Raw genomic sequence first — 23,403 nt, forward strand, 5'->3', positions numbered from 1 at the left:
CTCAGTCAACGGACAGACTTGAGGTGCCGGCCCGCGTGATCGCCGACTCCACCGCCGCCACGCGGTCCGCCAGCAGGCCGAGCGCCGCGACCGCCCGTGTCATCAGGTCGCCCTCCGGGCCGCCGAGTGCCTGCCTTCGTACGTAGGCCGCCTTGATCTCCGCCCAGCGGTCGGCCTGTTCCGGTGTCAGCGACGACCGCAGCTCGGCCAGCCGCAGCAGATTCGCCTCGGCGCCCGTGGTGAGGGTCTGCGCCTCGCCCGCGTAGTGGTCGCCGATGACGGCCGCCAGCTCGGCGTCGTTCATCACCGGGTCGATGCGCGCCGCGATCTTGTTCATGTTGCGGTACGAGCCCTGGAGCTGGAACGGCGGTGCGGTACGCGACTCGTCCGTCCGCGCCGCCGACGCGATGTACGCCTCGTTCACGGCGAGGACCGTGCGCCGGGCGGTCAGCAGATGCCGCAGGACGGCGAGGACACGCTCCAGCTCGGCGGGGGCGTACGGGTGGACCAGGGCCTCGGACGTGGCTCCGGGGGCGCCGTCCGCGAGGCGTACCAGCACGTCGAGATCGCGCCGGTCGCGGCCCGCGAGGGGCGCGAGCACCGGGTTGGACGTGAGGGCGTTCTCCACGAAGCTCAGCGCGAACACGTCCTCCTTGCCGGTCAGTACGTTGCCGAGGTTCCACACGTCAGCGCGGTTCGCGAGCATGTCGGGGACCCGGAAGCGCCCGCCGGTGCCGGTGTACGGATTGCCGGCCATGCAGACCGCGAACCGTTTGCCCCGCAGGTCGTACGTGCGCGCCTCGCCCTCCCACACGCCCTCGATGCGGCGTTGCGCGTCGCACAGCGCGATGAACTTCTGAAGCAGCTCCGGTGACGTGTGCTGGATGTCGTCCAGGTACAGGAGGGTGTTGCTGCCCGCCGCCAGCGCGAAGTTGATCTTCTCGACCTCCTGGCGCGCGGTGGCGTTCGGTGCCTCGGCCGGGTCGAGCGAGGTGACCGCGTGGCCGAGCGCCGGACCGTCGACCTTCACCAGGAGGAGGCCGAGCCGGTCGGCGACGTACTCCATGAGCGTCGTCTTGCCGTAGCCGGGCGGTGAGACGAGCAGCAGAAGTCCGTTGGTGTCGGTGCGCCTGCTGTCGTCGGAGGTGCCGAGCTGCTTGGCGAGGTTGTCGCCGATCAGCGGCAGGTAGACCTCGTCGATGAGCCGGTTCCGTACGAAGGAGGACATGACCCGGGGACGGAACTCGTCCAGCCGCAGCCGGGCCCGCTCGCTGGCCACCAGGGCGGTGCGCTGTCGCTGGTAGGCGCGGAAACCGGGAACCGTCCGCTCGCGGAAGTTCCTTGTCTTGAAGAGGAGTTCGTCGATCCGTACGGTCATCCGGCGGCCGGTGACGCGCGGATGGCTGCCGAGCAGGCCGTCGACCTCGGTGGTGAGGTCCGCCGTGGAGTCGTACCGGTCGAGTTCCGGGCAGAGCGCGACGGCCACCGCCTCGGCCAGGTCTCCCGCGTCGGCTCGCTCGCCCGGCGCGTGGGACGCGGCGCTGTACGACATGAGCCACGCCTCGACGAGCTGTCGCCGGGCGGCGAGGCTGTCGTCCCGCGCCTGCTTCAGGTCCTCGTTGAATGCGGGGCCGCCGGGGGAGCGGTGGAAGCCGTCGAGCAGTGCGCGGGCCGCCGCGCCGGTGACGAAACCGGGCGGGCCGCTGGTCAGCTCCTCGAAGAGGTAGTCGGCGACGTGGAGGGGATCGGCATCCGTGACGGCACCTGTGACGTCATCCGTCTCGGCACCCGTCCCGGCACCCGTCCCGGCACCTGTGTCAGCTCCGGTGTCGGCGCCGTGCGCGCCGAAGTCCCGTACCGCCGACGCCACCTCCGTACGGAAGGCGTCGATCCCGACGGCCGGCCCGAACGTCTCGCGCACGCGCGCCAGCGACACCGCCCGCCGCGTCCAGTCCTCCCGTGACCGGGCCGTCACGCCGTGCGCCCAGAACAGTTGCGCCGCCGCGCGGGCCGCGGGCGGGTGGCGCAGCAGACCCGCCTCGTCGTGCAGACGCAGCAGCGCGGTGAGGAGCGCCGTCGCGTCGTGGTCGTGGACACCGCGCTGGTGGCCCTCGTCGTACGCGGCCTCCGCCGCCGCGCGGACGAGCGCCGGGAGGTCGTCGGCGTCCCGGAGCCCGGCGGCGCCGTGTTCGGCCAGCAGACGGGCGGCCAGGTGCTCCGCGCGGTAGACCTCGGGGGACTCGGAGGGCAGCAGTTGGCTCCAGTACGGGCGGGTCGCCTCGAACGCGGGGTCGGTGACGGGATCGCGGTAGTCGGTGCCGGTGAGCGCGAGCGCCGTGCGCTCGCCGTGCGGGACGAGGGTCAGCTCCGGCGTCCGGGTGTTGACCGCGAAGGTGTGGCGGCCCAGGCGGATCGTGGCGCCGCCGTCCGCGTACAGGTCGGTGCGGTCGCGCAGGGCGCGTGCGGCCTCCTGGCGGGCCGAGGTGAGCCGGCCGTCCAGTTCCTCCGCCCGTACCCGGTCGCCCAGCTCACGCAGTTCGCCGGCCGTGCGGCGGACCTTGGCGACCATCGGGTCGGAGGCGAAGTAGGTGTTGACGGCGTCGGTGTCGGCGAGCGAGGAGAGCCTGCGGGTGATCGAGCCGAGTACGCGCACGGCCGACTCGGCCAGCCGCTCGGCCCGCCGCGCGCGGGCGTCCTGAAGGCTCTGCCTGCGGGCCGCGAACGCCTCGTAGACCTCGGTGCGCTTGGCTTCCAGCTCGGCGAGGAAGCCCTCGTACTCGACGAAGCGGGACTCAAGGTCCTCCAACTGAAGAAGCAGCGAGGCCAGTTGTTCGTCGCAGGTCTCGGGGGTGTCGGCGGCGGCGAGCGCGCCGGTCACCGCCTGTCCCAGCAGGGCGAATTCGGCGGCGAATTCGGCGCGGCCCTCGTGGTCGAGGAGTTCGGAGCGGCGCGCTTCGAGCGTGGCGCGGGCGCGGTTGACACCGCCGAGGACGTCCGCGACGCGCTCCAGGACGGACGTGCGGACGACGGTGTCGCCGATGTCGAGCCCCGTGACGACGTCGGTGACGGTCCGCAGCCCGGCGGCGTGCTCTCGGAGGCGGTCGGCGACGGGTGCGGCCTCGGCGACGGTGGTGATGGCCGCCGCGTCGGCCGTCAGCCGCTCGACCTCCGCGTGGTGGCCGGCGAAGGCGTCCTCGCGTCCGAGGAAGGCGACGGCGCGGCGCGCGGCGGCGTCGATGTCGCCCTCGGTGGCCGCGACGAGGGAGTCGATCCGGTCGGTGTCCGCGTACCGCATCTCCTTCAGTGTCACCAAGTGGCCTTGTGCACGGCGGAGTTCGGTGAGCCGGTCCACCCAGTCGGCCGCGCTGCGGGGTGCCTCGCCACGGACGCGGCGAACGAGCGCGGTGACCTTGGCGGCGGACTCGGTGAGCGCGTCGGCGGCCTGTTTGGTCAGGGTCCGTACGGTCTCGAACTCGCCGAGCACCTGCTCGGCGGTGGCCCTGATCTCGGCCAGCAGGTCGTGCGGGGCGTCCAGTTCCGGGTCGGTCAGCCAGTGGTGACGGTCGGCGGCGCGGGCGCAGGCGGTGACGAGCGAGGCGTACGCGGCCGTCGTCGGCGTCGCGGTGGGCGCCGTCGTCCCGGCGACCGCGCGGGCGATCGAGAGACAGTCCGCGATACCGCGCACGAGGTCGGCGTTGCCGACGCGGGCGAGGGGCCCGGTGCCGGCGGGGCGGGTGGCGGCGTAGGTGTCTGAGACGTACGGCGAGTGCCAGAGCTGGAGCGGATGCACCCGCGCGGGCTCCGTCGCGGCGCGCAGGGTCATGAGGGCGCCGTCGTCGAAGACGGCGTACCCGGAGCCGGTCAGCGGCGCCGCGGCCTCCTTACGGATGACGTTGTACGGCAGGAGGAGGGTGCGGCCCTCGGCACGGTCCTGGAAGACGTACAGCACGTCCTCACCGTTGGGGGAGGACACCGCCCGCTCGAACTCCAGGTCTCCGGCGGATCCCTCTCCCGCGTCCGTGTCGAAGGTCTTGGCGGTGTCGGTGGCCGCCAGGTAGTAGCCGCCCGGGAAGACGATGCCCTGGTCCTCCGGGAGCCGGCGGCAGGACCGGCCGATGCCGTCGAGACGGGTGACCTTCCCGGTGAGGGTGTTGAGGACGAGATGCCGCCACGCGTCCTCCTTGTAAGGGCGCACGCGCAGCAGGAGCAGCGCGCCCACGCGCGCGTGGGCGACGTCGGCGTCGGCGAGGGACTGGAGGGGTTCGGTGACGGGCTCGGAGTGGATGCCCTCGGCCGTCTCGGTGTCGTCCTCGGCCTTGAGGGTGAGGGAGCCGCCGACCGTGGAGACGTACGCCTCACCGCCGACGCGGATGTGCGGGTGGCGGCCGAGGACGTGGTCGTCGCGGGTGGCGGGCGTCCACTCCATGTCGTGCGACGGCGGGAAGACATGGTCCCGGTCGCCGCGCGCGTCGAGGAACCGGGCGGTGCCGTCGGTGCGCAGCGCCCAGCGCAGTACGCGGATGTCACCGGTCTTCTCGCCGGTACGGAAGACGGCCAGCAGTTTGCCGCCGAGATGGCGCAGCTGGAGCAGCCGGGCGTCGCGGTAGTAGCGGAACAGCGCGCCCAGCTCTCTTACGAAGGCGGGGTCGTCCAGCAGTCCGGGGACCGCGTCCTCGGGGAGCGGGTCGAGCGCGCGGTCGTGGAGGGCGAAGACGTCGGCGACCGCGATCTCGGGGCCGCGGCCGGCGTCCGCGGTGGTGTCGACGGCGTGCCCGAAGAGCAGTGCGTCGCCGACGGCGACGATGTCGCGGGGCATGCTCGCGTGCGGTGTCCGGAGGTGTCCGGTGCCGGTGAGCCGCAGTTCGGTGGAGCCGAAGGACTCGGTGCGGCGGGAGTTGAGCGCTTCCGTACGGAGGGCGAGTTCGCCGCCCCGTGCGGCGAGCCGGTCACGCAGCACCTCGTAGGCACCGGCGTCGATGCGGGTGTCCGCACCGGCGCCGGCGGGCGTGCCCGGCTCGGGAGCCGTATCGGTGGCTGTACCCGCCCCGTTGGCCGTGGTTGTCATCAGTGGTCACTCCCTGCGGGGTAGGCGAAGAGGAGCCGGAGCCGCCACACCCCCGTGGTGGCAGCCCCGGCCGGTCATGTGCCCGCGGTCGGCGCGGCGCTGCGCCGTCGCGGCCCGAGGCCGGCCGCGTACGGCCGGTCCGTGCGCAGCACCGGCCGGGGCTTCGACCGCAACGTCGCGGTTGAGGACCCCGCCCTGACGGCGGGCCGCCGTCAGGGCTTGTTGAGCGTGCCGTTCAGCCGCACGTCCCCGCCCACCCCGCTCAGCTCCGCGATCGGCATGTCCGCGAGGCCCAACTGCTTCGCCTTGTCGAGCAGTTCGCCCAGCTGGCCGCTGCGGGGTCCCGCGCCGCCGCCCGACGTCATCAGCTTCGTCAGCAGCGCCGACACCGTCAGATTCCGCACGTCGGCCGTCGACACCGACCCGAGCATCTTCGCCAGGTCGTCCGTGAAGCTCGCCGACCCGTCCAGCCACGGCCCCGCCAGCGTCCGCGCGGTGTCCGAGTGCTCCATGAAGCCGTCCAGGCCCTTGCCGAAGGAGATCGACGACACCAGCCGGTCGAAGAAGACGGTGTCCCCGCCGACGATGTTGATGTCCGCGCTCTCCAGCCCCGTCGCCAGCACCGCGGCCTGTGCCTCGGCGACCTGCCGCCGCGTCTCCAGGTCCGCGAGCCGTACCTCCTTGTCCGCCTCCAGGCGCAGCCGGTACTCCTCGTGGCCCCGCGACGCCTCGTCCAGCGCGGCCATCGCCGCCGCCTTCTCGGTCAGCCCGGCCGCCTCCGCGCGCAGCCGCGCCTCCGTCGCCCCGGCCTCCGCGCGGCCGGCCTTCTCGACCGCGTCCGCCTCCTTCTCGCGCACCTGCACCGCGGCCAGCCCGACGGCCGCCGTCTCGGCCTGGATGCCCTCCGCGAGCCGCGTCTTGGCCCGCGCGTCCAGATCCGCCGACTTCACCCGCGCCTCGGCGAGCGTGATCTGCTCGGCGGCCCGGTGGACCGCCGCCTGCTCGGCGGCCTCGGCGCCCTTGATGTCCTTGACAAGCTTCTCCTGCGCCTCGGCCTCCGCCGCGATGACGATCGCCTGGCGGTCGCGCTCGGCGGACTCCACGGCGCGCAGCCGCTTGATGGACTCCTCCTGCTCGGCGACCGTACGGTCCACCGCGATCCGCTCGCGGATCACCTCGGCGATCTCCCTGCGCTCCGTCTCGACCTCCTTCTCGGCCGAGATACGGGTCAGTTCGGTCTCCCGCTCACGTGCGATGACCTCAAGGAGGCGGTCCTTCTCGATGCGCTCGGTCTCGATGGCGATGACCCGCTCGCGGTTCTTCTCGGCGACGGCGACCTCGCGCGCCTGGTTCTCGCGCTGGACGCCGAGCTGCTCCTCCGTACTGAGGAAGGCACTCTGCGCCCGCAGCCGCTCCTCCTCGCGCACCCGCGCCGTCTCGGCCTCCTCACGGGCCCGTACGGTGTCGATCTCGCGCTTCTGCTTGATCTCCGCGTCGGCCTGACGGCGCTCCAGCTCCAGGATGGCCTCCCGGGCGTCGACGTTCTGGCGGGTGGTCTCCTTCTCCTCGGTGCGCCGGAACTCGTTGGTGCGCACGTGCTCGATGGCCGTCAGTTCGGTGATCTTCCGGATGCCCTGGGCGTCCAGGATGTTGTTGCTGTCGAGCTGCGCGAGCGGCGTCTGCTCCAGGTAGTCGATCGCCGCGTCCTCCAGGCTGTAGCCGTTGAGGTCGGTGCCGATGACCTGGATGATCCGGTCCCTGAACTCGTCGCGCTTGGTGTAGAGATCGGTGAAGTCGAGCTGCTTGCCGACCGTCTTCAGCGCCTCGGAGAACTTGGCGTTGAACAGCTCCTGCAACGTCTCCTTGTCACTGGCCCGCGCGGTGCCGATGGCCTGCGCGACCTTGATGACGTCCTCGGTGGTCTTGTTGACCCGGACGAAGAACGAGATCCGGATGTCGGCGCGGATGTTGTCGCGGCAGATCAGCCCGTCCCGGCCGGTGCGGGTGATGTCGATGGCCTTGACGGAGATGTCCATCGTCTCGGCCTTGTGGAGTACGGGCAGGACGACCTGGCCGGTGAAGGTGACGTCGACCTTCCGCATCTTCGAGACGATCAGCGCCTTGCCCTGCTCGACCTTGCGGAAGAGCCGGCTGACGATCAGGAGCAGGGTCACTGCGACGAGCAGGACGACGGCGACGAGCACGCCGACGCCCAAGGTGATGGCATCCATGAGTAGTCCTTGCGTGGAGGCATGAGGGCCCGACCGACGAGGATCAGGTGAGGGAAGACAGGGAGGATCGGTTGACGGAAGCCGGAGAGGGAGCGGCGGCGGTCAGGCGGCCGAGGCGCGCGGGTCGAGCGCCGTGTCGTACGGCGCGACCCAGAAGAACTCGCCGGCCTCGTCGTAGGCGTACAGCAGCCCCGTGCTGCCGTTGCCCAGGAGCGGCGCGTCGGCCTTCGCCATGTCCGCGCGGTGCTGCCTGACCTGTACGACGGCGGTGGAACCGTCCCGCGCCGCGACCTCGGCCTGGCCGAACCAGGCATCCACCCTCCCCGTGCGGATGGTGCAGGTCAGTCCCACGAAGTCGAGCCGGGACGGCCCGGGTTCGTCGGGGAAGAGCGTGTGCAGCGGCCGTACGAGCAGCCGGGTGGCCCACCAGGCGAGCAGTGTCGCGCCGGCCAGGACGGTGAGCGTCAGTACGGCCCGTACGAGACCGGAGGCGTCGAAGGCACCGAAGCGGTGCAGCGTCACGGACCCGGCGAGGCTCCCGAACCAGGCGAGAGCCGTCAGCAGGGAGAAGGCCACGGTGACCGGCACTCCGCCGATCCCGGCGGCGTCGAGGTCGACGTCCGAGTCGAAGGTGTCGGTCTCGGCGACGCCGGTGAGTACCAGCAGCCAGAAGCCGATGACCACGATCAGCGCGGCGGTGAAGAGGAAAGTGGGGAATCCGAGTGCCGCGTCGATGAATTCACGCATTCCCGTTCCCCCTCGTCCGACGCTCCGCCGTCGTGTCCGACCGGACCGGCTCCGGATGCCGGAGTGCGAGTGCGCGCACTCCGGCACCGGAATCCGTCCCCCGTTTTCCGTGGTCCGATCCTGTCAGCCGGCGGGCAGTGCGCGCATTGCCGGATCCCGGCAATCTTTACGCTTCCTTAATGCCGGGTGCCTTCGCCGGACCGGGGTCTGACAGGCTGGATGCCCTGCGCGTTAAGAACGCGTCAGGACGGATCAGGAAGCCGGGGGGCTCGGATGACGGACCAGACGACAACAGGCCGGACCATGGATCCCGCGATGTTCCAGGAGTATCTGACCGGTTACGACCGGATCCTCTCGGACGTCGCGGCGACCGGGCGCCGCCTCACCCGCGACGAACTCGACTCGCGCCGCGCGCTGGGCGAACAGGCCGCGGAAGCCGGGCACGGCCTGCGCGCCCTCGTCAGCAGGCATCTGACCGCCACCCGCGACGCCTGGCCCGTCTCCTCGGCCGACACGGCGTCCGCCGACAGCGTCCTGGCCGCCGTCGAGCAGGCGGTCGACGCGTTCGCCGAGGGGTACGAGCGGGCCCAGCGCCTCGCCGTACGCCGCGAGGAGGCGTCCCGGCGCGAGTTCATCGACGACCTGCTGCACGGGCGCAGCGACCTGGGACGACTCGCCGAGCGCGCCGGGCGGTTCGGGCTCCAGCTCTCCCACGCGCACGCGGTGGCCGTGGCCGTGGGGGAGAGCGCGTACGCCGAGACCGACCCGGTCACCCGCGGCGTCGAACTCGCCCTCGTCTCCCGCTTCGGCGACCGCCGCATCCTGCTGACCACCAAGGACGGGCGGCTGATCTGTGTCGCGCCGGCCGACGAGGGCGACGTTCTCACCTACTTCGCCAAGCAGGCGCACGCGGCGACGGACGGCGGGCGGGTGGCCATCGGACGGGCGCATCCGGGGGCGGGCGGTGTCGTGCAGTCGTACGAGGAGGCCCTCAGCGCGCACGATCTCGCCGACCGCATGGCGCTGGACGAGCCGGTGCTGCGGGCGGCCGACCTGCTGGTCTATCCGGTGCTTAGCCGGGACCGCGAGGCGATGGCGGATCTCGTACGCAGCGCGCTCGGTCCTCTTACGGAGGCGCGCGGCGGAGCGCGACCGCTGCTCGACACGTTGACGGCGTACTTCGACGCGGGATGTGTGGCGGCGGAGGCGGCGCGGCGGCTGAATCTGAGCGTGCGGGCGCTGACGTACCGGCTGGAGCGCATACACAAGCTCACCGGGTCGGACCCGGCGGAGCCGTTCCACCGCTACACGCTCCAGACCGCGGTGATCGGCGCGCGGCTGCTGGACTGGCCGGCGAAGGAACTCTGAACGTTCCCCCGCGCCGTGTCGCCAGGCACCATGGAGATGGCCCGGTGCCCCAGCCACCGTCGAAATCGAAGTCGAAGGCGAAAGCGAAGGCGCAGTCGAAACAGGAGGTCGCACGATGACCGAGCGCAAGCCACCCGGCGTCAACTTCGAGACCTGGGTGGACAGACAGGTCCGGGAGGCGGCGGAGCGCGGCGCCTTCGACAACCTGCCGGGCGCCGGGCGGCCGCTGGCGTCGGTGGACGCCCCGTACGACGAACTGTGGTGGATCAAGGGAAAGATGGAGCGGGAGGGAATCTCCCACCTGCCGCCGACGCTGAGACTCCGTAAGGAGGTCGAGGACGCGGTCGCAGCCGCGCGCGAGGCCGCGTCGGAGGCGCAGGCGCGGCGGATCATCGCCGACATCAACGAGAAGATCCGCGCCGCGACCGCCAGGCCGCCGGCCGGGCCGACGCTGAACAAGAAGCCCTATGACGTAGAAGAGATCGCCGCCGAGTGGCGCGAGCGCCACTGAGGGCGTGCCCGCGGAGTCCCGCCCGAGACGTGACGCCCGAGACGTGACGTCGGGCACGTGACGACGGGCACGTGACGCCCGAGACGTGACATCCGGCACGTGACACCGGCCCGTCCCGTCCGGCGAAGGGCCACTTCACGGACCGCGCCGCAGTCACTCTCAGTCACCCTTCCGGGTACTGCCATTCTGTTTGCCATTCCTTTACCATGATGTTCCGTCCCTTCTGCCGATCACGGCGGGGACGCCCCGACCGACCAAGAAGGAAGCAGCAGTTCCACGATGGAGCCTCCTAGTACCAGCCGTGCCATTTCTCCTCCGCAGCAGCTGACCGGCGGAGCGGGGGTGGCACGGTGACCGAGATCTTCCTCCTCCTGATCGCCCTCGGGCTGACCCTCGCCTGCGCCGTCTTCGTCGCCGCCGAGTTCTCCCTCACCACGGTCGAGCGCGACAGCCTGGAGCGCGCCGCCGCGGCCGGGGAGCGAGGCGCCGAAGGCGCCCTGAAGGCCGTCCGGCGCCTCACGTTCCAGCTCTCCGGCGCCCAGCTGGGCATCACCGTGACCTCGCTGGTCATCGGCATGCTCGCCGAGCCGTCCATGGCCGTGCTGCTGCGCGGACCGCTGGTGGCCGTCGGCCTCGGCTCGGCCGCCTCGGTGGTGGCCACCGTTCTCGGTGTCGTGATCTCCACGGTCGTGCTGATGGTCATCGGCGAGCTGGTCCCCAAGAACTGGGCGATCTCGCGGCCCCTGGCCGTCGCCAAGGTCGTCGCGGGCCCGCAGCGCGGCTTCACCGCCGCCTTCGGCCCGCTCATCAGGCATCTCAACAGCACGGCGAATCGTTTCGTCCGGCGCATGGGCCTGGAGCCCACCGACGAGCTGGCCTCCGCCCGTACCCCCGACGAGCTGATCTCCCTCGCCCGGCACTCCGCCGCCGAGGGCGCGCTGGAGCAGGACTCGGCCGAGCTGTTCGTACGGACGCTGCGACTCGGCGAGCTGACCGCGGAGAACGTGATGACGCCCCGCGTCGACGTCCAGGCGCTCGAAGCCGGCGCGACCGCGGCCGACGCGGCCAATCTCACGCACGCCACCGGTCTCTCCCGCTTCCCCGTCTACCGCGACAGCCTGGACGAGGTGATCGGCACGGTCCACATCCGTGACGTCCTCGCCCTCGAACCGGAGCGGCGTGCCCGCGTGTCCGTCACCGAGCTGGCCAGCGAGCCGCTGCTGGTGCCCGACACCCTGACCGCAGACCGGCTGCTGGACCGGCTGCGCGCCGCGCGCACGATGGCCGTGGTCATCGACGAATACGGCGGCACCGCCGGCGTGGCGACCATGGAGGACATCGTCGAGGAGGTCGTCGGCGAGGTACGCGACGAGCACGACCCCGTCGAGACCCCCGACCTGCTGCCCGCGCCGCCGACCGCGGACGGGCTCGCGACCTGGGAGGCGGACGGCAGCGTACGGATCGACGAGCTGGCGCGGATCGGGCTGGCCGCCCCGGAGGGGCCGTACGAGACCGTCGCCGGACTCGTCGCGGCCCGGCTGGCGCGCATCCCCGTCCAGGGCGACACGGTCGAGCTGGACGGCTGGCGGCTCGATGTCCTGGACATCGAGCACCACCGCGCGGACCGCGTGCACATCACCGAGCCGGCGCGGGCCGCCGCGGCGGAGTCCGACGCGCAGCCGTACGCGGCGTCCGGCCGGGTGCCCCACGCCGGGGTGTCCGCCGATCGCGGCGCCGTACCCGACACCGACGATTCCTCGCGCCAGTACGCCGGAGAAGCCCGATGACCACCCTGCAACTCACCATCGGCGCCCTGACGCTGCTCACCAACGCGTTCTTCGTCGGCGCCGAATTCGCCCTGATCGCCGTCCGCCGCAGCCAGATCGAGCCGCACGCCCGCAAGGGCGACAAGCGGGCGCACACCGTGCTGTACGGCCTTGAGCACCTGTCGGCCATGATGGCCACGGCCCAACTGGGCATCACCGTCTCCTCGCTGGTCCTGGGGGCCGTGGCCGAACCGGCCATCGCGCACCTGCTGGAGCCCGGCTTCGAGGCGGCGCGGGTCCCCGAGGCCCTGGTGCACCCGATCGCGTTCGTGATCGCGCTGACCGTGGCGACGTATCTGCACATGCTGTTCGGCGAGATGGTCCCGAAGAACATCGCGCTCGCCGCGCCCACCAAGTCGGCGCTGCTGCTCGGCCCGCCGCTGGTCGCCCTGACCCGCGCGCTGCGTCCGCTGATCTTCGGCATCAACGCGTTCGCCAACGTCCTGCTCCGGCTGATCAAGGTGGAGCCCAAGGACGAGGTCGCCGCCGTCTTCAACGACGACGAACTCGCCCGTATGGTCGCCGTCTCCAGCCAGGCCGGGCTGCTCTCCCCGGCCGACGGCGAACGGCTGCGGGACGCGCTGGAGCTGGGCACCCGCCCGGTCGGCGAGCTGCTCGTACCGCTGCGCCGGATGGTCACCGTCGACCACCGGGTGACGCCCGAGCAACTGGAGCGGATCGCGTCGTCGGCCGGCTTCTCACGGATCCCGGTCACCGGCCCCGCGGGCGCCGTCCTGGGCTACCTGCACATCAAGGACACCCTCGGCGTCGCCGACCGCGCCAAGCCGTTCCCGCGCGCCGCGCTCCACGCGGTCACGCGGGTCAGGATCGACACCCCGCTGGACGACACCCTCACCGCGCTGCGCGCGGCCGACAGCCACCTGGCGGCGGTGACGGGCGAGGCGGGCACGGTGCTCGGCTTCGTGACGATGGAGGACGTACTGGGCGAACTGGTGGGTGGCCCGGCCAAATGAGCCCGTCCGGGGTCTGAGGACAGAACGCCGGGCCCGTCCGGTGATCGAGGACGAACAGGCCCACCGGACAGGGCCTAGTGGGAAGTCACCTGCAAGGGGCGGCCGCCGCGGAGGTTCCAGCGGCCGCCCCGGCCGCTCAGCTCCGTGGCCGTCAGCGGCAGTACGTCGATCCGCCAGAACACCCGCGCCGGCGCCCCTATCGCGTGCACCGTCAGCGCGCGTACGACATCGGGCTCGGCCACCGCGATGACACGGGCGTCGGCGGGCAGCGCGTCGAGCCAGTCGCCCACGCGGGTGTGCAGCGCCTCCAGCGACTCCCCGCCGTGCGGCGCCGCCGCCGGGTCCGCCAGCCAGGCGGCGACCCCCTGCGGCTCCGTGGCGGCGACCTCGTCCAGCCGCAGCCCGCGCCAGCGGCCCATCGCGCAGGCGCGCAGCTCGGGCAGCGACTCCGTTGCCAGGCCGAGTGCTTCGGCGGTCTGCTCGCAACGCACCGACGGGGACGCGAACATCTGGTCGGCGTCAACGACCGCACTCCGCGCGGCCGCGGCCTGGCGCAGCCCGGCCGCGTCCAGCGGTCCGTCCGCGAAGCGCGCCTCACGCAACGCGGTGCTCAACGCCGGTGAGATCAACGTCACGCGTGTGGTCACAGAGCACTCCAGGTTCGCGCGTGGCCGGTCCCGTACCGGCGTTCACCGAGGCCCCGGACGATTCGTCCTCTTGGCCCACCTGCCCGATCGCGGTACGTTCACGTCGATATCACGACGGCGGGACGGAAGTCCGGTGAGATTCCGGCACGGTCGCGCCACTGTATGCCGAGCTGTCACCGCGTACGCGCGGCGAGACGGCCCGGTGAGTCAGACCCGATCGTCGTCGTGCGAGCTCCACTGAACGGGACGCGAGTTCCCAAGGAGGTTGTGCCGTGGCTGAGTCCATCGTGCCGCCGGCCGTTTCTTCGCCCATCGGGTCTGCGATATCCCCCCTGACTCCCTTGCCCCTGCGGGCGGTTCTGCCCTGGGCGGTCTTCGTGGGGACGCTGATGCTGGCGCTGCTGTACTTCGTCGGCGCCGAACAGGGCGCGACGTCGGTGTTCTCCGGGGCGGGTGTGCACGAGTGGGTGCACGACGGCCGTCATCTGCTCGGCTTCCCCTGCCACTGATCTCACGGACGGAGGTCACCCTCGGAGAACATCGTCATGCATACGTCCACCGTAAGAACCCTTCTGGTCCGCGGCATGATCGCGGGCGTCGTCGCCGGACTGCTCGCCTTCGCGCTCGCCTACGTGGTGGGGGAGCCGTCCATCGACTCCTCCATCGCGCTGGAGGAGTCGCAGTCCGCGCCGGCGCACGAGCACGGCGACGCGGCTCCCGCGCCCGCCGAACAGCCCGCCGGCGAGCCCGCCGAGGAAGAGGAGGAGCTGGTCACGCGGCCGGTCCAGTCGACCTTCGGCCTCGCCACCGGCGTCCTCGTCTACGGAGTCGCCCTGGGCGGCATCGCCTCGCTGGCCTTCGCTCTCTGTCTGGGCCGGGTCGGCCGGCTCCGGCCCCGGGCGACGGCCGCGCTGGTCGCGGCCGCCGCCTTCACCACCGTCTATCTGGTGCCGTTCCTCAAATATCCGGCGACCCCGCCCGCCGTCGGCAATCCCGACACCATCGGCAAACGCACCACGCTGTTCTTCCTGATGATCGCGCTCAGTGTGCTGATCGCGGTCGTCGCCGTCATCGCCGGGCGGCGGCTCGCGCCGAAGCTGGGCAACTGGAGCGCGACCGTCGTGGCCGGCGGCGGCTACGTGGTGGTCATGGCCGTGGCCTGTCTGCTGCTGCCCGCCAACACCGACGCCGTGCAAGAGACCTTCCCGGCCGCGCTGCTCTGGGAGTTCAGACTGGCCTCGCTGGCAGTCCAGGCGCTGCTGTGGACGGCGTTCGGGCTGATCTTCGGCGCGCTGGCGGAGCGCGCGCTGCGCCCCGCGGACGACAGGCTCACCGGGCAGGACCCGGAAGCCCTGACGGGCGCGTCCGCGGCACGTACCGGCTGACGCCGGGAGTCGTCCCCATCTTGTGCCCGGCAGGGAATCCTGCCGGGCACAAGGCATGTATGGGCCATCCGTGTATGAGATCCGTAAAACGCATGCCCCGGGCCGTATGGGACCCGTCAACGTAGGGCGTACTCCGGAAAAAAGAGGTTCTCCTCTAGAGGTCCAAGTAATTCCGACCTCATTCAGGAGCTCACGATGGCCGATGTGGCCTTCGTCGTCACCACGATCGCGCTGTTCGCGCTGGTGGCTTTCGTTGCCAAGGGGGTGGCGAAGCTATGACCGCGGAGAACATTGTCGGCCTCGCCGTCGCCGTCGCCCTGCTGGGCTATCTCGTCCTCGCCCTTCTGTACCCGGAGAGGTTCTGAGCCCTGATGAGCCCCGTCCTCGCCGGTGTGCTCCAGCTGCTCGCGCTCATGGTGGCGCTGGCTCTGGCATACCGACCGCTCGGCGACTACATGGCCGGTGTCTACTCCTCCCCGAAACATTTGCGGGTCGAGAAATGGATCTACCGCGCCATCGGCGCCAATCCCGCCACCGAGATGCGCTGGCCCGCCTATCTGCGCGGAGTTCTCGGCTTCTCGCTGGTGAGTGTCCTCTTTCTCTATCTGCTGCAACGGATTCAGGGCTCCCTGCCCGGTTCGCTCGGTTTCTCGTCGATCGATCCGGACCAGGCGTTCAACACCGCCGCCTCGTTCGTCTCCAACACCAACTGGCAGTCCTACTACGGCGAACAGGCCATGGGCCATGTCGTACAGACCGGCGGCCTCGCGGTGCAGAACTTCCTGTCGGCCGCCGTGGGCATGGCCGTCGCGGTCGCGCTCGTACGGGGCTTCGCCCGCTCCCGTACCGGTGAACTCGGCAACTTCTGGGCCGACATGGTGCGCGGCACGATCCGTATCCTGCTGCCGATCGCGCTGGTCGGAGCCGTACTCCTGGTCGCCTGCGGGGCGATCCAGAACTTCGCGGGCATCCACCCGGTCGGTCAGTTCATGGGCGGCAGCCAGCAGTGGAACGGCGGCGCCGTGGCCTCGCAGGAGGCCATCAAGGAGCTGGGCACCAACGGCGGCGGTTACTTCAACGCCAACTCCGCCCACCCCTTCGAGAATCCCAACGGCCTCTCGAACCTCCTTGAGATCTTCCTCATCCTGCTCATTCCGCTCTCGCTCACCCGGACTTTCGGCCGGATGGTCGGCAGCGTCAAGCAGGGTTACGCGATCCTCGCCACGATGGTGACGATCTGGATCGTCTTCACCGCGCTGATGATGTGGACCGAATTCCACCACGGCGGACCGGCGTTCGACATCGCCGGCGGTGCGACGGAGGGCAAGGAGACGCGCTTCGGAATCGGCGCCTCGTCCATCTTCTCGGTGGCGACGACACTCACCTCCACCGGTGCGGTGAATTCGTTCCTCTCCTCCTACACCGGTTTCGGCGGCGGAATCGCCATGCTTGGCATGCAGTTGGGCGAGATCGCACCCGGCGGTGTGGGATCCGGACTCTACGGAATCCTCGTCATGGCCGTCATCGCGGTGTTCCTCGCGGGCCTGATGGTCGGCCGTACACCCGAATACCTGGGCAAGAAGATCGGCACCAAGCAGATCAAATTCGCCGCGTGCTACATCCTCATCACCCCGGCCCTGGTGCTCTGTTTCACCGGTGTGGCGATGGCGATGAACACGCCCGCGAATTCGATGACGAACAGTGGTGCGCACGGATTCTCCGAGATTCTGTACGCCTATACGTCGGGCGCCAACAACAACGGTTCGGCGTTCGCCGGACTCAATGCCGACACCCAGTGGTTCAACACCTCGATCGGTATCGCGATGCTGCTCGGCCGCTTCCTCCCCATGGTGTTCGTGCTGGCGCTGGCCGGCTCGCTCGCCGAGCAGAAACCGGTGCCGATGACCGCGGGCACCCTGCGTACCGACAAGCCCCTCTTCAGCGGGCTGCTCGTCGGCACGATCATGATCGTCGCCGGTCTGACCTACTTCCCGGCGCTCGCGCTGGGACCGCTCGCCGAAGGACTCGCGTCATGAGCACTGCCACATCCGCCCCCACACCCGATCCCGGCTCCGGTTCCGGCTCGGGGCCCGGTCCCTCGCGGGCGCCGCACTCCGACGTGCCGACCTCGCACCGGCCCGACGGCGACGGGCGCGTCGGCGGCGGCCTCTTCGACCCCCGGCAGCTCGTCAAGTCCCTCCCCGACGCGCTGCGCAAGCTCGACCCGCGGGTGATGGTCAAGTCACCCGTCATGTTCGTGGTCGAGATCGGCTCGGTGTTCACCACCGTGCTGGCCATCACCGAGCCGGGCGAGTGGTTCGGCTGGGCGATCGCCGTCTGGCTCTGGCTGACCACGATCTTCGCCAACCTCGCCGAGGCCGTCGCCGAGGGCCGCGGCAAGGCGCAGGCGGACACCCTCCGCAAGGCCAAGACCGACTCCGTCGCACGGCGGCTCGCCGGCCGGAACGAGGAGCGGGTACCGGGCACCGAACTGCGCGTCGGGGACCTGGTGGTCTGCGAGGCCGGCGACATCATCCCCGGTGACGGCGATGTCGTGGAGGGAGTCGCCTCCGTCGACGAGTCCGCGATCACCGGTGAGTCGGCCCCCGTCATCCGCGAGTCGGGCGGTGACCGCAGCGCGGTCACCGGGGGGACGAAGGTCCTCTCCGACCGTATCGTCGTCAAGATCACGACCAAGCCCGGCGAGACGTTCATCGACCGGATGATCGCGCTGGTCGAAGGCGCGGCCCGGCAGAAGACACCCAACGAGATCGCGCTGAACATCCTTCTCGCGTCCCTCACCATCGTCTTCCTGCTGGCCGTCGTCACGCTCCAGCCGTTCGCGATCTACGCGGGCGCCCAGCAGTCGATGATCGTGCTGACCGCACTGCTCGTCTGTCTGATCCCCACCACCATCGGCGCGCTGCTCTCGGCCATCGGCATCGCCGGCATGGACCGGCTCGTGCAGCGCAACGTCCTGGCGATGTCGGGACGCGCCGTGGAGGCGGCGGGTGACGTCTCGACACTGCTCCTGGACAAGACCGGCACGATCACGCTCGGCAACCGGCAGGCGGCCGAGTTCCTGCCGGTCATGGATGTCACCGAGGCTGATCTGGCGGATGCCGCCCAGTTGTCCTCGCTGGCCGACGAGACGCCCGAGGGCCGGTCGATCGTTGTGCTGGCGAAGGAGAAGTACGGGCTGCGCGAGCGCGACCAGGGCGAGTTGGCGCACGCCGAGTGGGTGTCCTTCACCGCACAGACCCGCATGTCGGGTGTCGATGTGGATGGACGCAAGGTGCGTAAGGGCGCGGCCGGTTCGGTCGTCGCGTGGGTCGAACAGCACGGCGGTCACGTCGCGCCGGACGCGCACACCCTCACCGACCGCATCTCCGAGGACGGCGGAACGCCGCTGCTCGTCGCGGTCGAGGACGGGCGCGGGGCGCGGATCCTGGGCGTCATCCACCTCAAGGACGTCGTCAAGGAGGGCATGCGGGAGCGGTTCGAGGAGCTGCGCCGTATGGGCATCAAGACCGTGATGATCACGGGTGACAACCCGCTGACGGCGCGGGCCATCGCGGACGAGGCGGGCGTGGACGACTTCCTCGCCGAGGCCACGCCCGAGGACAAGATGGCGCTCATCAGGCGTGAGCAGGCGGGCGGGAAGCTCGTCGCGATGACCGGTGACGGTACGAACGACGCCCCCGCGCTGGCCCAGGCGGACGTCGGCGTGGCCATGAACACCGGTACCTCGGCCGCCAAGGAGGCCGGGAACATGGTGGACCTGGACTCCAACCCGACCAAGCTCATCGAGATCGTCGAGATCGGCAAGCAACTGCTGATCACTCGCGGTGCGTTGACGACGTTCTCGATCGCCAACGACGTCGCGAAGTACTTCGCGATCATCCCGGCGATGTTCGCGGTCGTCTATCCGGGCCTGGACAAGCTCAACATCATGAGCCTGTCGTCGCCCGAGTCCGCGATCCTCTCGGCGGTGATCTTCAACGCGCTGATCATCGTCGCGCTGGTGCCCCTGGCCCTGCGCGGTGTGCGGTACCGCCCGATGAGCGCGGACCGGATGCTGCGGCGCAACATCGGGATCTACGGCGTGGGCGGTCTGATCGCCCCGTTCGCCGGCATCAAGATCATCGACCTTCTCATCTCACTCATCCCCGGAATCGGTTGATGTCCATGAACACCTCAGTCGGAAGCACCGCACGGCTCCTCGGGGCGGGGCTGCGCGCCCTGCTCGTACTGACCCTCGTCTGCGGCGTGATCTACCCGCTCGCCGTCATGGGCATCGGCCAGGGCCTCTTCAACCACCAGGCCAACGGCTCCGAGATCACCTCGAACGGCAAGGTCGTCGGCTCCGAACTCATCGGCCAGCGCTACGACCTGCCCCTGAAGAAGGGCGAGGAGACCCCGGCGCCCGACCTCAAGTGGTTCCAGCCCCGCCCGTCCAACGGGCTCGGCACCAACAGCGTCAACACGCAGTACAAGCTGATCCTGTCCGGAGCGACCAACAGGGCCGGTGACAACGAGGAGTTGATCCAGTGGGTGAAGGACGCGAAGGCGGCCGTCATCAAGGACAACTCGGTCGACGGGTACAAGGTCAGGCCCTCGGACGTCCCGCCCGACGCGGTCACCTCCTCCGGCTCGGGCCTGGACCCGGCGATCTCCCCGGAGTACGCCCGGATCCAGGTCCACCGGGTCGCGGAGCTGAACGGCCTGGACGTCAACCAGGTAGAGAAGCTGGTGAACGATCACACGGACGGCCGGATCCTGGGGTTCGTGGGGGAGCCTCGGGTGAATGTGCTCGAACTGAACATCGCGCTGAAGGTGCTTGAGAAGGGGTGACGGGGGACGGCGGAGCGCTGCCGGTCGGTGGGACTTCCGTGACACCCCCTAGCATCGGCACTCCGCCGTCCACTGGAGTTCGCCACCATGCCGTTGCCGCGTATCGGAGTCGTCATCGTGACCATGGGCACCCGCCCGCGGGAGCTGGGGGCTCTGCTCGCCTCGGTGGAGAAGCAGGACATGCCCGCGGCACGGGTGGTTCTGGTGGGCAACGCGACACCCCTCACCGAGGTCTCCGCGAACGTGACCAAGATCGCGCTCAGGGAGAATCTGGGCTGTCCCGGCGGCCGCAACGTCGGTCTGGAGATGCTGCGCGACTCGGGTGATGTCGACGTCGTCATCGAACTGGACGACGACGGCCTGCTCATCGCCGACGACGTGTTCCGCGAGGTCCAGCGGCTTTTCGCGGAGGACCCGAAGCTGGGGATCGTCGGCTTCAGGGTCGCCGACGAACACGGACGGACGGAGCGCCGCTGGGTGCCCCGGCTGCGTGCGGACGATCCGATGCGCCGAGGTCCGGTGACCGCCTTCCTCGGCGGGGGCCACGCCTTCTCGATGCCGATGCTCCGGCAGATCGGACTGTGGCCGGCGGAGTTCTTCTTCGGGCACGAGGAGTCCGACCTGGCATGGCGGGCGCTCGACGGGGACTGGAAGATCCTGTACGAACCCGGGCTCGTCCTCCAGCACCCGAGGACGTCCCCGGCCAGGCACGCGGTCTACTACCGGTTCACGGCCCGCAACCGGGTGTGGCTCGCGCGCCGTCGGCTCCCGATTCCCCTCATCCCGGTCTATCTCGGTGTGTGGATCGTTCTCACCATGGCGCGTATCCGGTCCCTGACAGGTCTGAGGGCGTGGTGGGGCGGCTTCGCCGAGGGCGTGCGGACGCCGTGCGGTCCGCGCGGGCCGATGAGGTGGCGCACGGTGTGGCGTATGACGCGTCTGGGTCGCCCGCCGCTGCTGTGACTGTCGCCTCCGACGGCCCGACGGCCGGCGACGCCTGTCTCTTGCGCCTCATCCGGCACAGCCGTCACTCGCCACGCAGGGTGCGTCGCTCCGTCACAGTGGGCGATGGCCGAGCGCGCCCCGGGCGGTTACTCTGCATGTCCGTTGATCGGGTAACTGCCGTCCGGGGGGCTGGCGATGCGGCGTGGGCTGTTGCTGTTCGTCTTCACAGGACTGCTCCTGCTGTCGGGGCTCGGTACGGCCCCTGAGGCTTCGGCGGCCGACGACAGTTGTCTGTCGGGGCAGTTGAAGACCGCCAGGGTCGCCACCTCCGTGCGGCTCAAGCACGACGGCGAGACGTACACGAAGGCGCAGACCGATCTCGTCGTACAGGTGCCGAAGTCCTGGAAGCTCGCCGGGAATCTGCTGCTGAACGGGGACACCGAGCGGTACCGGTCGGCCATGCGGTGCGTGCTGCGCAACCCGGACGACCCCTATCCGTACCGGAACACCGAGGTGCGGCCCGCGCCGCCCGAAGTGACGGTCCAGGAGAAGTGGATCACCGTTCGGCACCGCGCCGTCACCTACGTCGACGACACGCGCGAGCGGCACTTCGGACCCTGGCGCATCACCGCGGGCAAGCGGTTCTGGACGCTGGCCCTGATGCGTCCGCCCGCCCTCGACTCGGCCTGGTGGCAGCGGATCTCGGTCGACCTCGGCGGGCGCGCGGCCCGCACCATCTCCCCGACTCCGAGCAAGGGCTCCGCCACCCGGCTGACCTGGCTGCGGGCCGAGGCCGGCGGCAAGCCGCCCGAGGTGCGGATCGTCGTACAGCCGCCGGCGACCAAGGCGCTGATCACGCGATGGAGCGGAAAGCCCTGGTACGTACTGCCGTCCGTGACCTGGATGCTCTGGGACCTCGTACTCGTCCCCTTACTGCTGCTTGTCGTGGTGCGCACGCTGCGCCGTACGCCCGCCTCGTCCCCGACGACGCCCGCCGAGGAGGCGACCTGGCGCAATCTCCGCCTCTGGATGTACCTGTCGTTCGCCATGGCGCTGATCTACGAGCTGGACGACCTGCTCCCCAGTCTCGCCGGCGACTACGAGCTCCTCCCGTGGTGGCCGGAGAACCGGATCGCCGTGCACCTGGCGATCACCGCGATCGGCGGCGCCGCGCTCTGTCTGTTCGGCAGGCCCCGGATCGCCGCGACGGTGGCCGTCCTGACCACCACGGCGTTCCCGGTGGTCGTGGCGGGCGCGCCCCACTGGTTCGGGCTGCCCACCGGCTTCTGGCTCGACGAGAACAACGTGGGCGAGGTCGAGGAACTGCTGCGGACGGGCGGGTTCCTCTGGCTCGCGCTCGCCTGTGCCTGCGTGGTCTTCGTCTGGCTGGTGGCCGTCGTGTCGTTGGCGCGGCGGCTGCGCGCCGCGCCCGGCCTCGCCGTGCCGGGGGCGCCCCAACGAGGCCATTTCCCCTGGTGGGTGCTGGTTCTCTGCGTCTTCCTGGCCGCCGCGATCGTGGCGCTCGCCGTATGGGCCAAGCAGAACGTCTGGGAGCAGGAGGCCTGGCTCGGTATCGGCGGGGGCGACGAGTTCTACGACCGCTGGCACCTCGCCAACGTCCACAACTCGCTCGCGTGGTTCCCCTCCGACTGGCCGGACTGGTTCTCCGTCTGGACGGGGTGGCTCATCCGTATCGCGGTGCTCCTCGCCGTACTCGCCGCCCGGTCCAAGGCACCCGGCGCCAACCCGGTCGCGCCGGGCGCCCCGGAACTGCTCGTCATCGCCGTGCTGTTCGTGACATCGGTCGCGCCGACCCCGGGCTGGTACGTGGGCCTGGCGGCGTACGTACTGGACGTACCACTGATCCTGTTCGCCGGATGGCTCCTCCTCTCCCTGGGGCGCCGCCGCTCGGTGCTGTCCCAGAAACTGCCGGCGGGGGAGCCCCTGCGCGAGGCGATACGGGAGCCCGACCGCCAGTGGCTGGTCGCGTCAGCGCGCAGATACCGCGACCTCCATCTGCAACTGCGCCGCTGGGAACAGGGCGACCAGGAAGGTGAACGGACCGAGCTGGAGGCCAAACTGGACGACCTGCACCGCTGGAACCCCACCGACTCCGCCTCCGCGCACGCAGGCGAGAAACTGCCGGACTCGGTGGACGCGATTGAACTGGTCCTGGCCTGGGGGCCGAGGGACACCTGGTGGCGCAACGCCTGCCGCGCCGCGTTCTTCGCCGCGGTCATCGCGCTGCCCGCCACCGCCGTCTCCTTCTGGGCGAACCACGTGCGCGGGCCGCTGTGGGGCGACATTCCCAGGGACCAGTTCGGGGTCGCCAACCTTCTACAGGCAGTGTTCGGCTCGGAAGTGATCTGGGCGGCGGCCGGGTTCGTCCTGGGCGCGCTGTGGCGCGTACTGCCCGGCCGCCGGGGCCCGTCGAAGGCGCTGGGCCTCTCCGTGGTGTACGCCGTTCCGGTCGGTCTGTACTGGATCCTCAGCCGCGCCGTCGAGGAGCCCTTCGGCACCTGGGCCCTCGACGTGGCGCTGACCCTGCTCGTCCTCACGACGACCGGGGTCGCCATGGACATCGACACCTTCCGCCAGGAGGACCACTACTGGCCGACGAAGGCGGCCCTGCTGCTGTCGATCTACCAACTGCGCACGGCATCGGTGCAACTGGCGTTCTTCGTGGCCCAGATGGTGGCCCTGGTGGGTGTCTGGCAGCAGCTGAAGGGAAACGACCCGATGGTCCTCATCGAACCCCAGAGCCCGACGGGCCCGCAGGGCGGCCCGTCGACGGGGGACTCGACCGGGGACTCGCCGTAGGACCCCCGGACGGCCGGATCGGGAACGTGC

At 70.6% G+C, this 23,403-nt stretch carries 16 protein-coding genes and 1 riboswitch; of the genes, 12 read left to right on the top strand and 4 right to left on the bottom strand.

Annotated elements, in window-relative coordinates; all coding sequences use genetic code 11:
• Position 1: 1 nt before the first annotated feature.
• The 3 genes from ACFWHU_RS32695 to ACFWHU_RS32705 all read right to left on the bottom strand — a co-directional run bounded on the left by ACFWHU_RS32695 (position 2) and on the right by ACFWHU_RS32705 (position 8,043).
• On the bottom strand, positions 2-5,065 hold the full coding sequence (locus ACFWHU_RS32695; RefSeq protein ID WP_387229377.1) for a DNA repair ATPase: 5,064 nt from the start codon (positions 5,063-5,065) through the stop codon (positions 2-4).
• 212 nt (positions 5,066-5,277) lie between these two features.
• Positions 5,278-7,296, bottom strand: a complete 2,019-nt coding sequence (locus tag ACFWHU_RS32700) for an SPFH domain-containing protein (protein WP_385801278.1) — start codon at positions 7,294-7,296, stop codon at positions 5,278-5,280.
• A 102-nt stretch (positions 7,297-7,398) separates the two neighbouring features.
• Positions 7,399-8,043 carry a hypothetical protein gene (locus ACFWHU_RS32705; protein WP_385801277.1) on the bottom strand — a complete coding sequence of 215 codons (645 nt, stop codon included), beginning with the start codon at positions 8,041-8,043 and terminating at the stop codon, positions 7,399-7,401.
• A gap of 273 nt (positions 8,044-8,316) precedes the next feature.
• Between ACFWHU_RS32705 and ACFWHU_RS32710 the strand changes: the two genes are divergently transcribed.
• The 4 genes from ACFWHU_RS32710 (at position 8,317) to ACFWHU_RS32725 (ending at position 12,722) form a co-directional block, all read left to right on the top strand.
• Positions 8,317-9,411 carry a PucR family transcriptional regulator gene (locus ACFWHU_RS32710; RefSeq protein ID WP_387229380.1) on the top strand — a complete coding sequence of 365 codons (1,095 nt, stop codon included), beginning with the start codon at positions 8,317-8,319 and terminating at the stop codon, positions 9,409-9,411.
• 115 nt (positions 9,412-9,526) lie between these two features.
• A complete protein-coding gene (locus ACFWHU_RS32715; protein WP_387229382.1) occupies positions 9,527-9,922 on the top strand; it encodes a DUF1992 domain-containing protein in 396 nt (131 codons plus the stop codon).
• A 350-nt stretch (positions 9,923-10,272) separates the two neighbouring features.
• Positions 10,273-11,709 (top strand): hemolysin family protein, encoded by a 1,437-nt coding sequence (locus ACFWHU_RS32720; protein WP_387229384.1) that lies wholly within the window; start codon positions 10,273-10,275, stop codon positions 11,707-11,709.
• On the top strand, positions 11,706-12,722 hold the full coding sequence (locus ACFWHU_RS32725) for a hemolysin family protein (RefSeq protein ID WP_385801270.1): 1,017 nt from the start codon (positions 11,706-11,708) through the stop codon (positions 12,720-12,722). The genes ACFWHU_RS32720 and ACFWHU_RS32725 overlap by 4 nt, the downstream gene beginning before the upstream one ends.
• A 74-nt stretch (positions 12,723-12,796) precedes the next feature.
• Here the strand turns inward: ACFWHU_RS32725 and ACFWHU_RS32730 are convergent, their stop codons facing one another.
• Positions 12,797-13,369 (bottom strand): histidine phosphatase family protein, encoded by a 573-nt coding sequence (locus tag ACFWHU_RS32730; RefSeq protein ID WP_387229387.1) that lies wholly within the window; start codon positions 13,367-13,369, stop codon positions 12,797-12,799.
• A 124-nt stretch (positions 13,370-13,493) separates the two neighbouring features.
• Positions 13,494-13,582: riboswitch (cobalamin riboswitch) on the top strand.
• Positions 13,583-13,656: 74 nt separating this feature from the next.
• Here ACFWHU_RS32730 and ACFWHU_RS32735 point away from each other — a divergent pair.
• From ACFWHU_RS32735 to ACFWHU_RS32770, 8 genes are all read left to right on the top strand, one after another.
• Complete coding sequence (locus tag ACFWHU_RS32735) at positions 13,657-13,878, top strand: CbtB domain-containing protein (RefSeq protein ID WP_385801363.1); 222 nt, start codon at positions 13,657-13,659, stop codon at positions 13,876-13,878.
• A 36-nt stretch (positions 13,879-13,914) separates the two neighbouring features.
• A complete protein-coding gene (locus ACFWHU_RS32740) occupies positions 13,915-14,754 on the top strand; it encodes a CbtA family protein (RefSeq protein ID WP_387229389.1) in 840 nt (279 codons plus the stop codon).
• 275 nt (positions 14,755-15,029) lie between these two features.
• The gene (gene kdpF / locus ACFWHU_RS32745) at positions 15,030-15,119 is read left to right on the top strand and encodes a K(+)-transporting ATPase subunit F (protein WP_387229391.1); all 90 of its coding nucleotides are present in this window, start codon (positions 15,030-15,032) and stop codon (positions 15,117-15,119) included.
• Between the two features lie 6 nt (positions 15,120-15,125).
• The gene (gene kdpA, locus ACFWHU_RS32750; RefSeq protein WP_387229394.1) at positions 15,126-16,790 is read left to right on the top strand and encodes a potassium-transporting ATPase subunit KdpA; all 1,665 of its coding nucleotides are present in this window, start codon (positions 15,126-15,128) and stop codon (positions 16,788-16,790) included.
• On the top strand, positions 16,787-18,937 hold the full coding sequence (kdpB, locus tag ACFWHU_RS32755; RefSeq protein WP_387229397.1) for a potassium-transporting ATPase subunit KdpB: 2,151 nt from the start codon (positions 16,787-16,789) through the stop codon (positions 18,935-18,937). The genes kdpA and kdpB overlap by 4 nt, the downstream gene beginning before the upstream one ends.
• 5 nt (positions 18,938-18,942) lie before the next feature.
• Complete coding sequence (locus ACFWHU_RS32760) at positions 18,943-19,608, top strand: potassium-transporting ATPase subunit C (protein ID WP_387229400.1); 666 nt, start codon at positions 18,943-18,945, stop codon at positions 19,606-19,608.
• Positions 19,609-19,695: 87 nt separating this feature from the next.
• Positions 19,696-20,571: a glycosyltransferase family 2 protein gene (locus ACFWHU_RS32765; RefSeq protein ID WP_387229402.1), complete on the top strand. Its 876-nt coding sequence runs from the start codon at positions 19,696-19,698 to the stop codon at positions 20,569-20,571.
• Between the two features lie 177 nt (positions 20,572-20,748).
• Positions 20,749-23,373 (top strand): DUF6185 family protein, encoded by a 2,625-nt coding sequence (locus ACFWHU_RS32770; RefSeq protein WP_385801258.1) that lies wholly within the window; start codon positions 20,749-20,751, stop codon positions 23,371-23,373.
• The last annotated feature ends 30 nt before the right edge of the window (positions 23,374-23,403 follow it).

The organism is Streptomyces sp. NPDC060366 (assembly GCF_042725135.1).
GTDB lineage: Bacteria > Actinomycetota > Actinomycetes > Streptomycetales > Streptomycetaceae > Streptomyces.

Excerpts from the sequence above, each read along its gene's own strand:
- ACFWHU_RS32695 (WP_387229377.1), bottom strand. The coding sequence starts at position 5,065 with ATGACAACCACGGCCAACGGGGCGGGTACAGCCACCGATACGGCTCCC.
- ACFWHU_RS32700 (WP_385801278.1), bottom strand. The coding sequence starts at position 7,296 with ATGGATGCCATCACCTTGGGCGTCGGCGTGCTCGTCGCCGTCGTCCTG.
- ACFWHU_RS32705 (WP_385801277.1), bottom strand. The coding sequence starts at position 8,043 with ATGCGTGAATTCATCGACGCGGCACTCGGATTCCCCACTTTCCTCTTC.
- ACFWHU_RS32710 (WP_387229380.1), top strand. The coding sequence starts at position 8,317 with ATGACGGACCAGACGACAACAGGCCGGACCATGGATCCCGCGATGTTC.
- ACFWHU_RS32715 (WP_387229382.1), top strand. The coding sequence starts at position 9,527 with ATGACCGAGCGCAAGCCACCCGGCGTCAACTTCGAGACCTGGGTGGAC.
- ACFWHU_RS32725 (WP_385801270.1), top strand. The coding sequence starts at position 11,706 with ATGACCACCCTGCAACTCACCATCGGCGCCCTGACGCTGCTCACCAAC.
- ACFWHU_RS32740 (WP_387229389.1), top strand. The coding sequence starts at position 13,915 with ATGCATACGTCCACCGTAAGAACCCTTCTGGTCCGCGGCATGATCGCG.
- kdpF (WP_387229391.1), top strand. The coding sequence starts at position 15,030 with ATGACCGCGGAGAACATTGTCGGCCTCGCCGTCGCCGTCGCCCTGCTG.
- kdpA (WP_387229394.1), top strand. The coding sequence starts at position 15,126 with ATGAGCCCCGTCCTCGCCGGTGTGCTCCAGCTGCTCGCGCTCATGGTG.
- kdpB (WP_387229397.1), top strand. The coding sequence starts at position 16,787 with ATGAGCACTGCCACATCCGCCCCCACACCCGATCCCGGCTCCGGTTCC.
- ACFWHU_RS32760 (WP_387229400.1), top strand. The coding sequence starts at position 18,943 with ATGAACACCTCAGTCGGAAGCACCGCACGGCTCCTCGGGGCGGGGCTG.
- ACFWHU_RS32765 (WP_387229402.1), top strand. The coding sequence starts at position 19,696 with ATGCCGTTGCCGCGTATCGGAGTCGTCATCGTGACCATGGGCACCCGC.
- ACFWHU_RS32770 (WP_385801258.1), top strand. The coding sequence starts at position 20,749 with ATGCGGCGTGGGCTGTTGCTGTTCGTCTTCACAGGACTGCTCCTGCTG.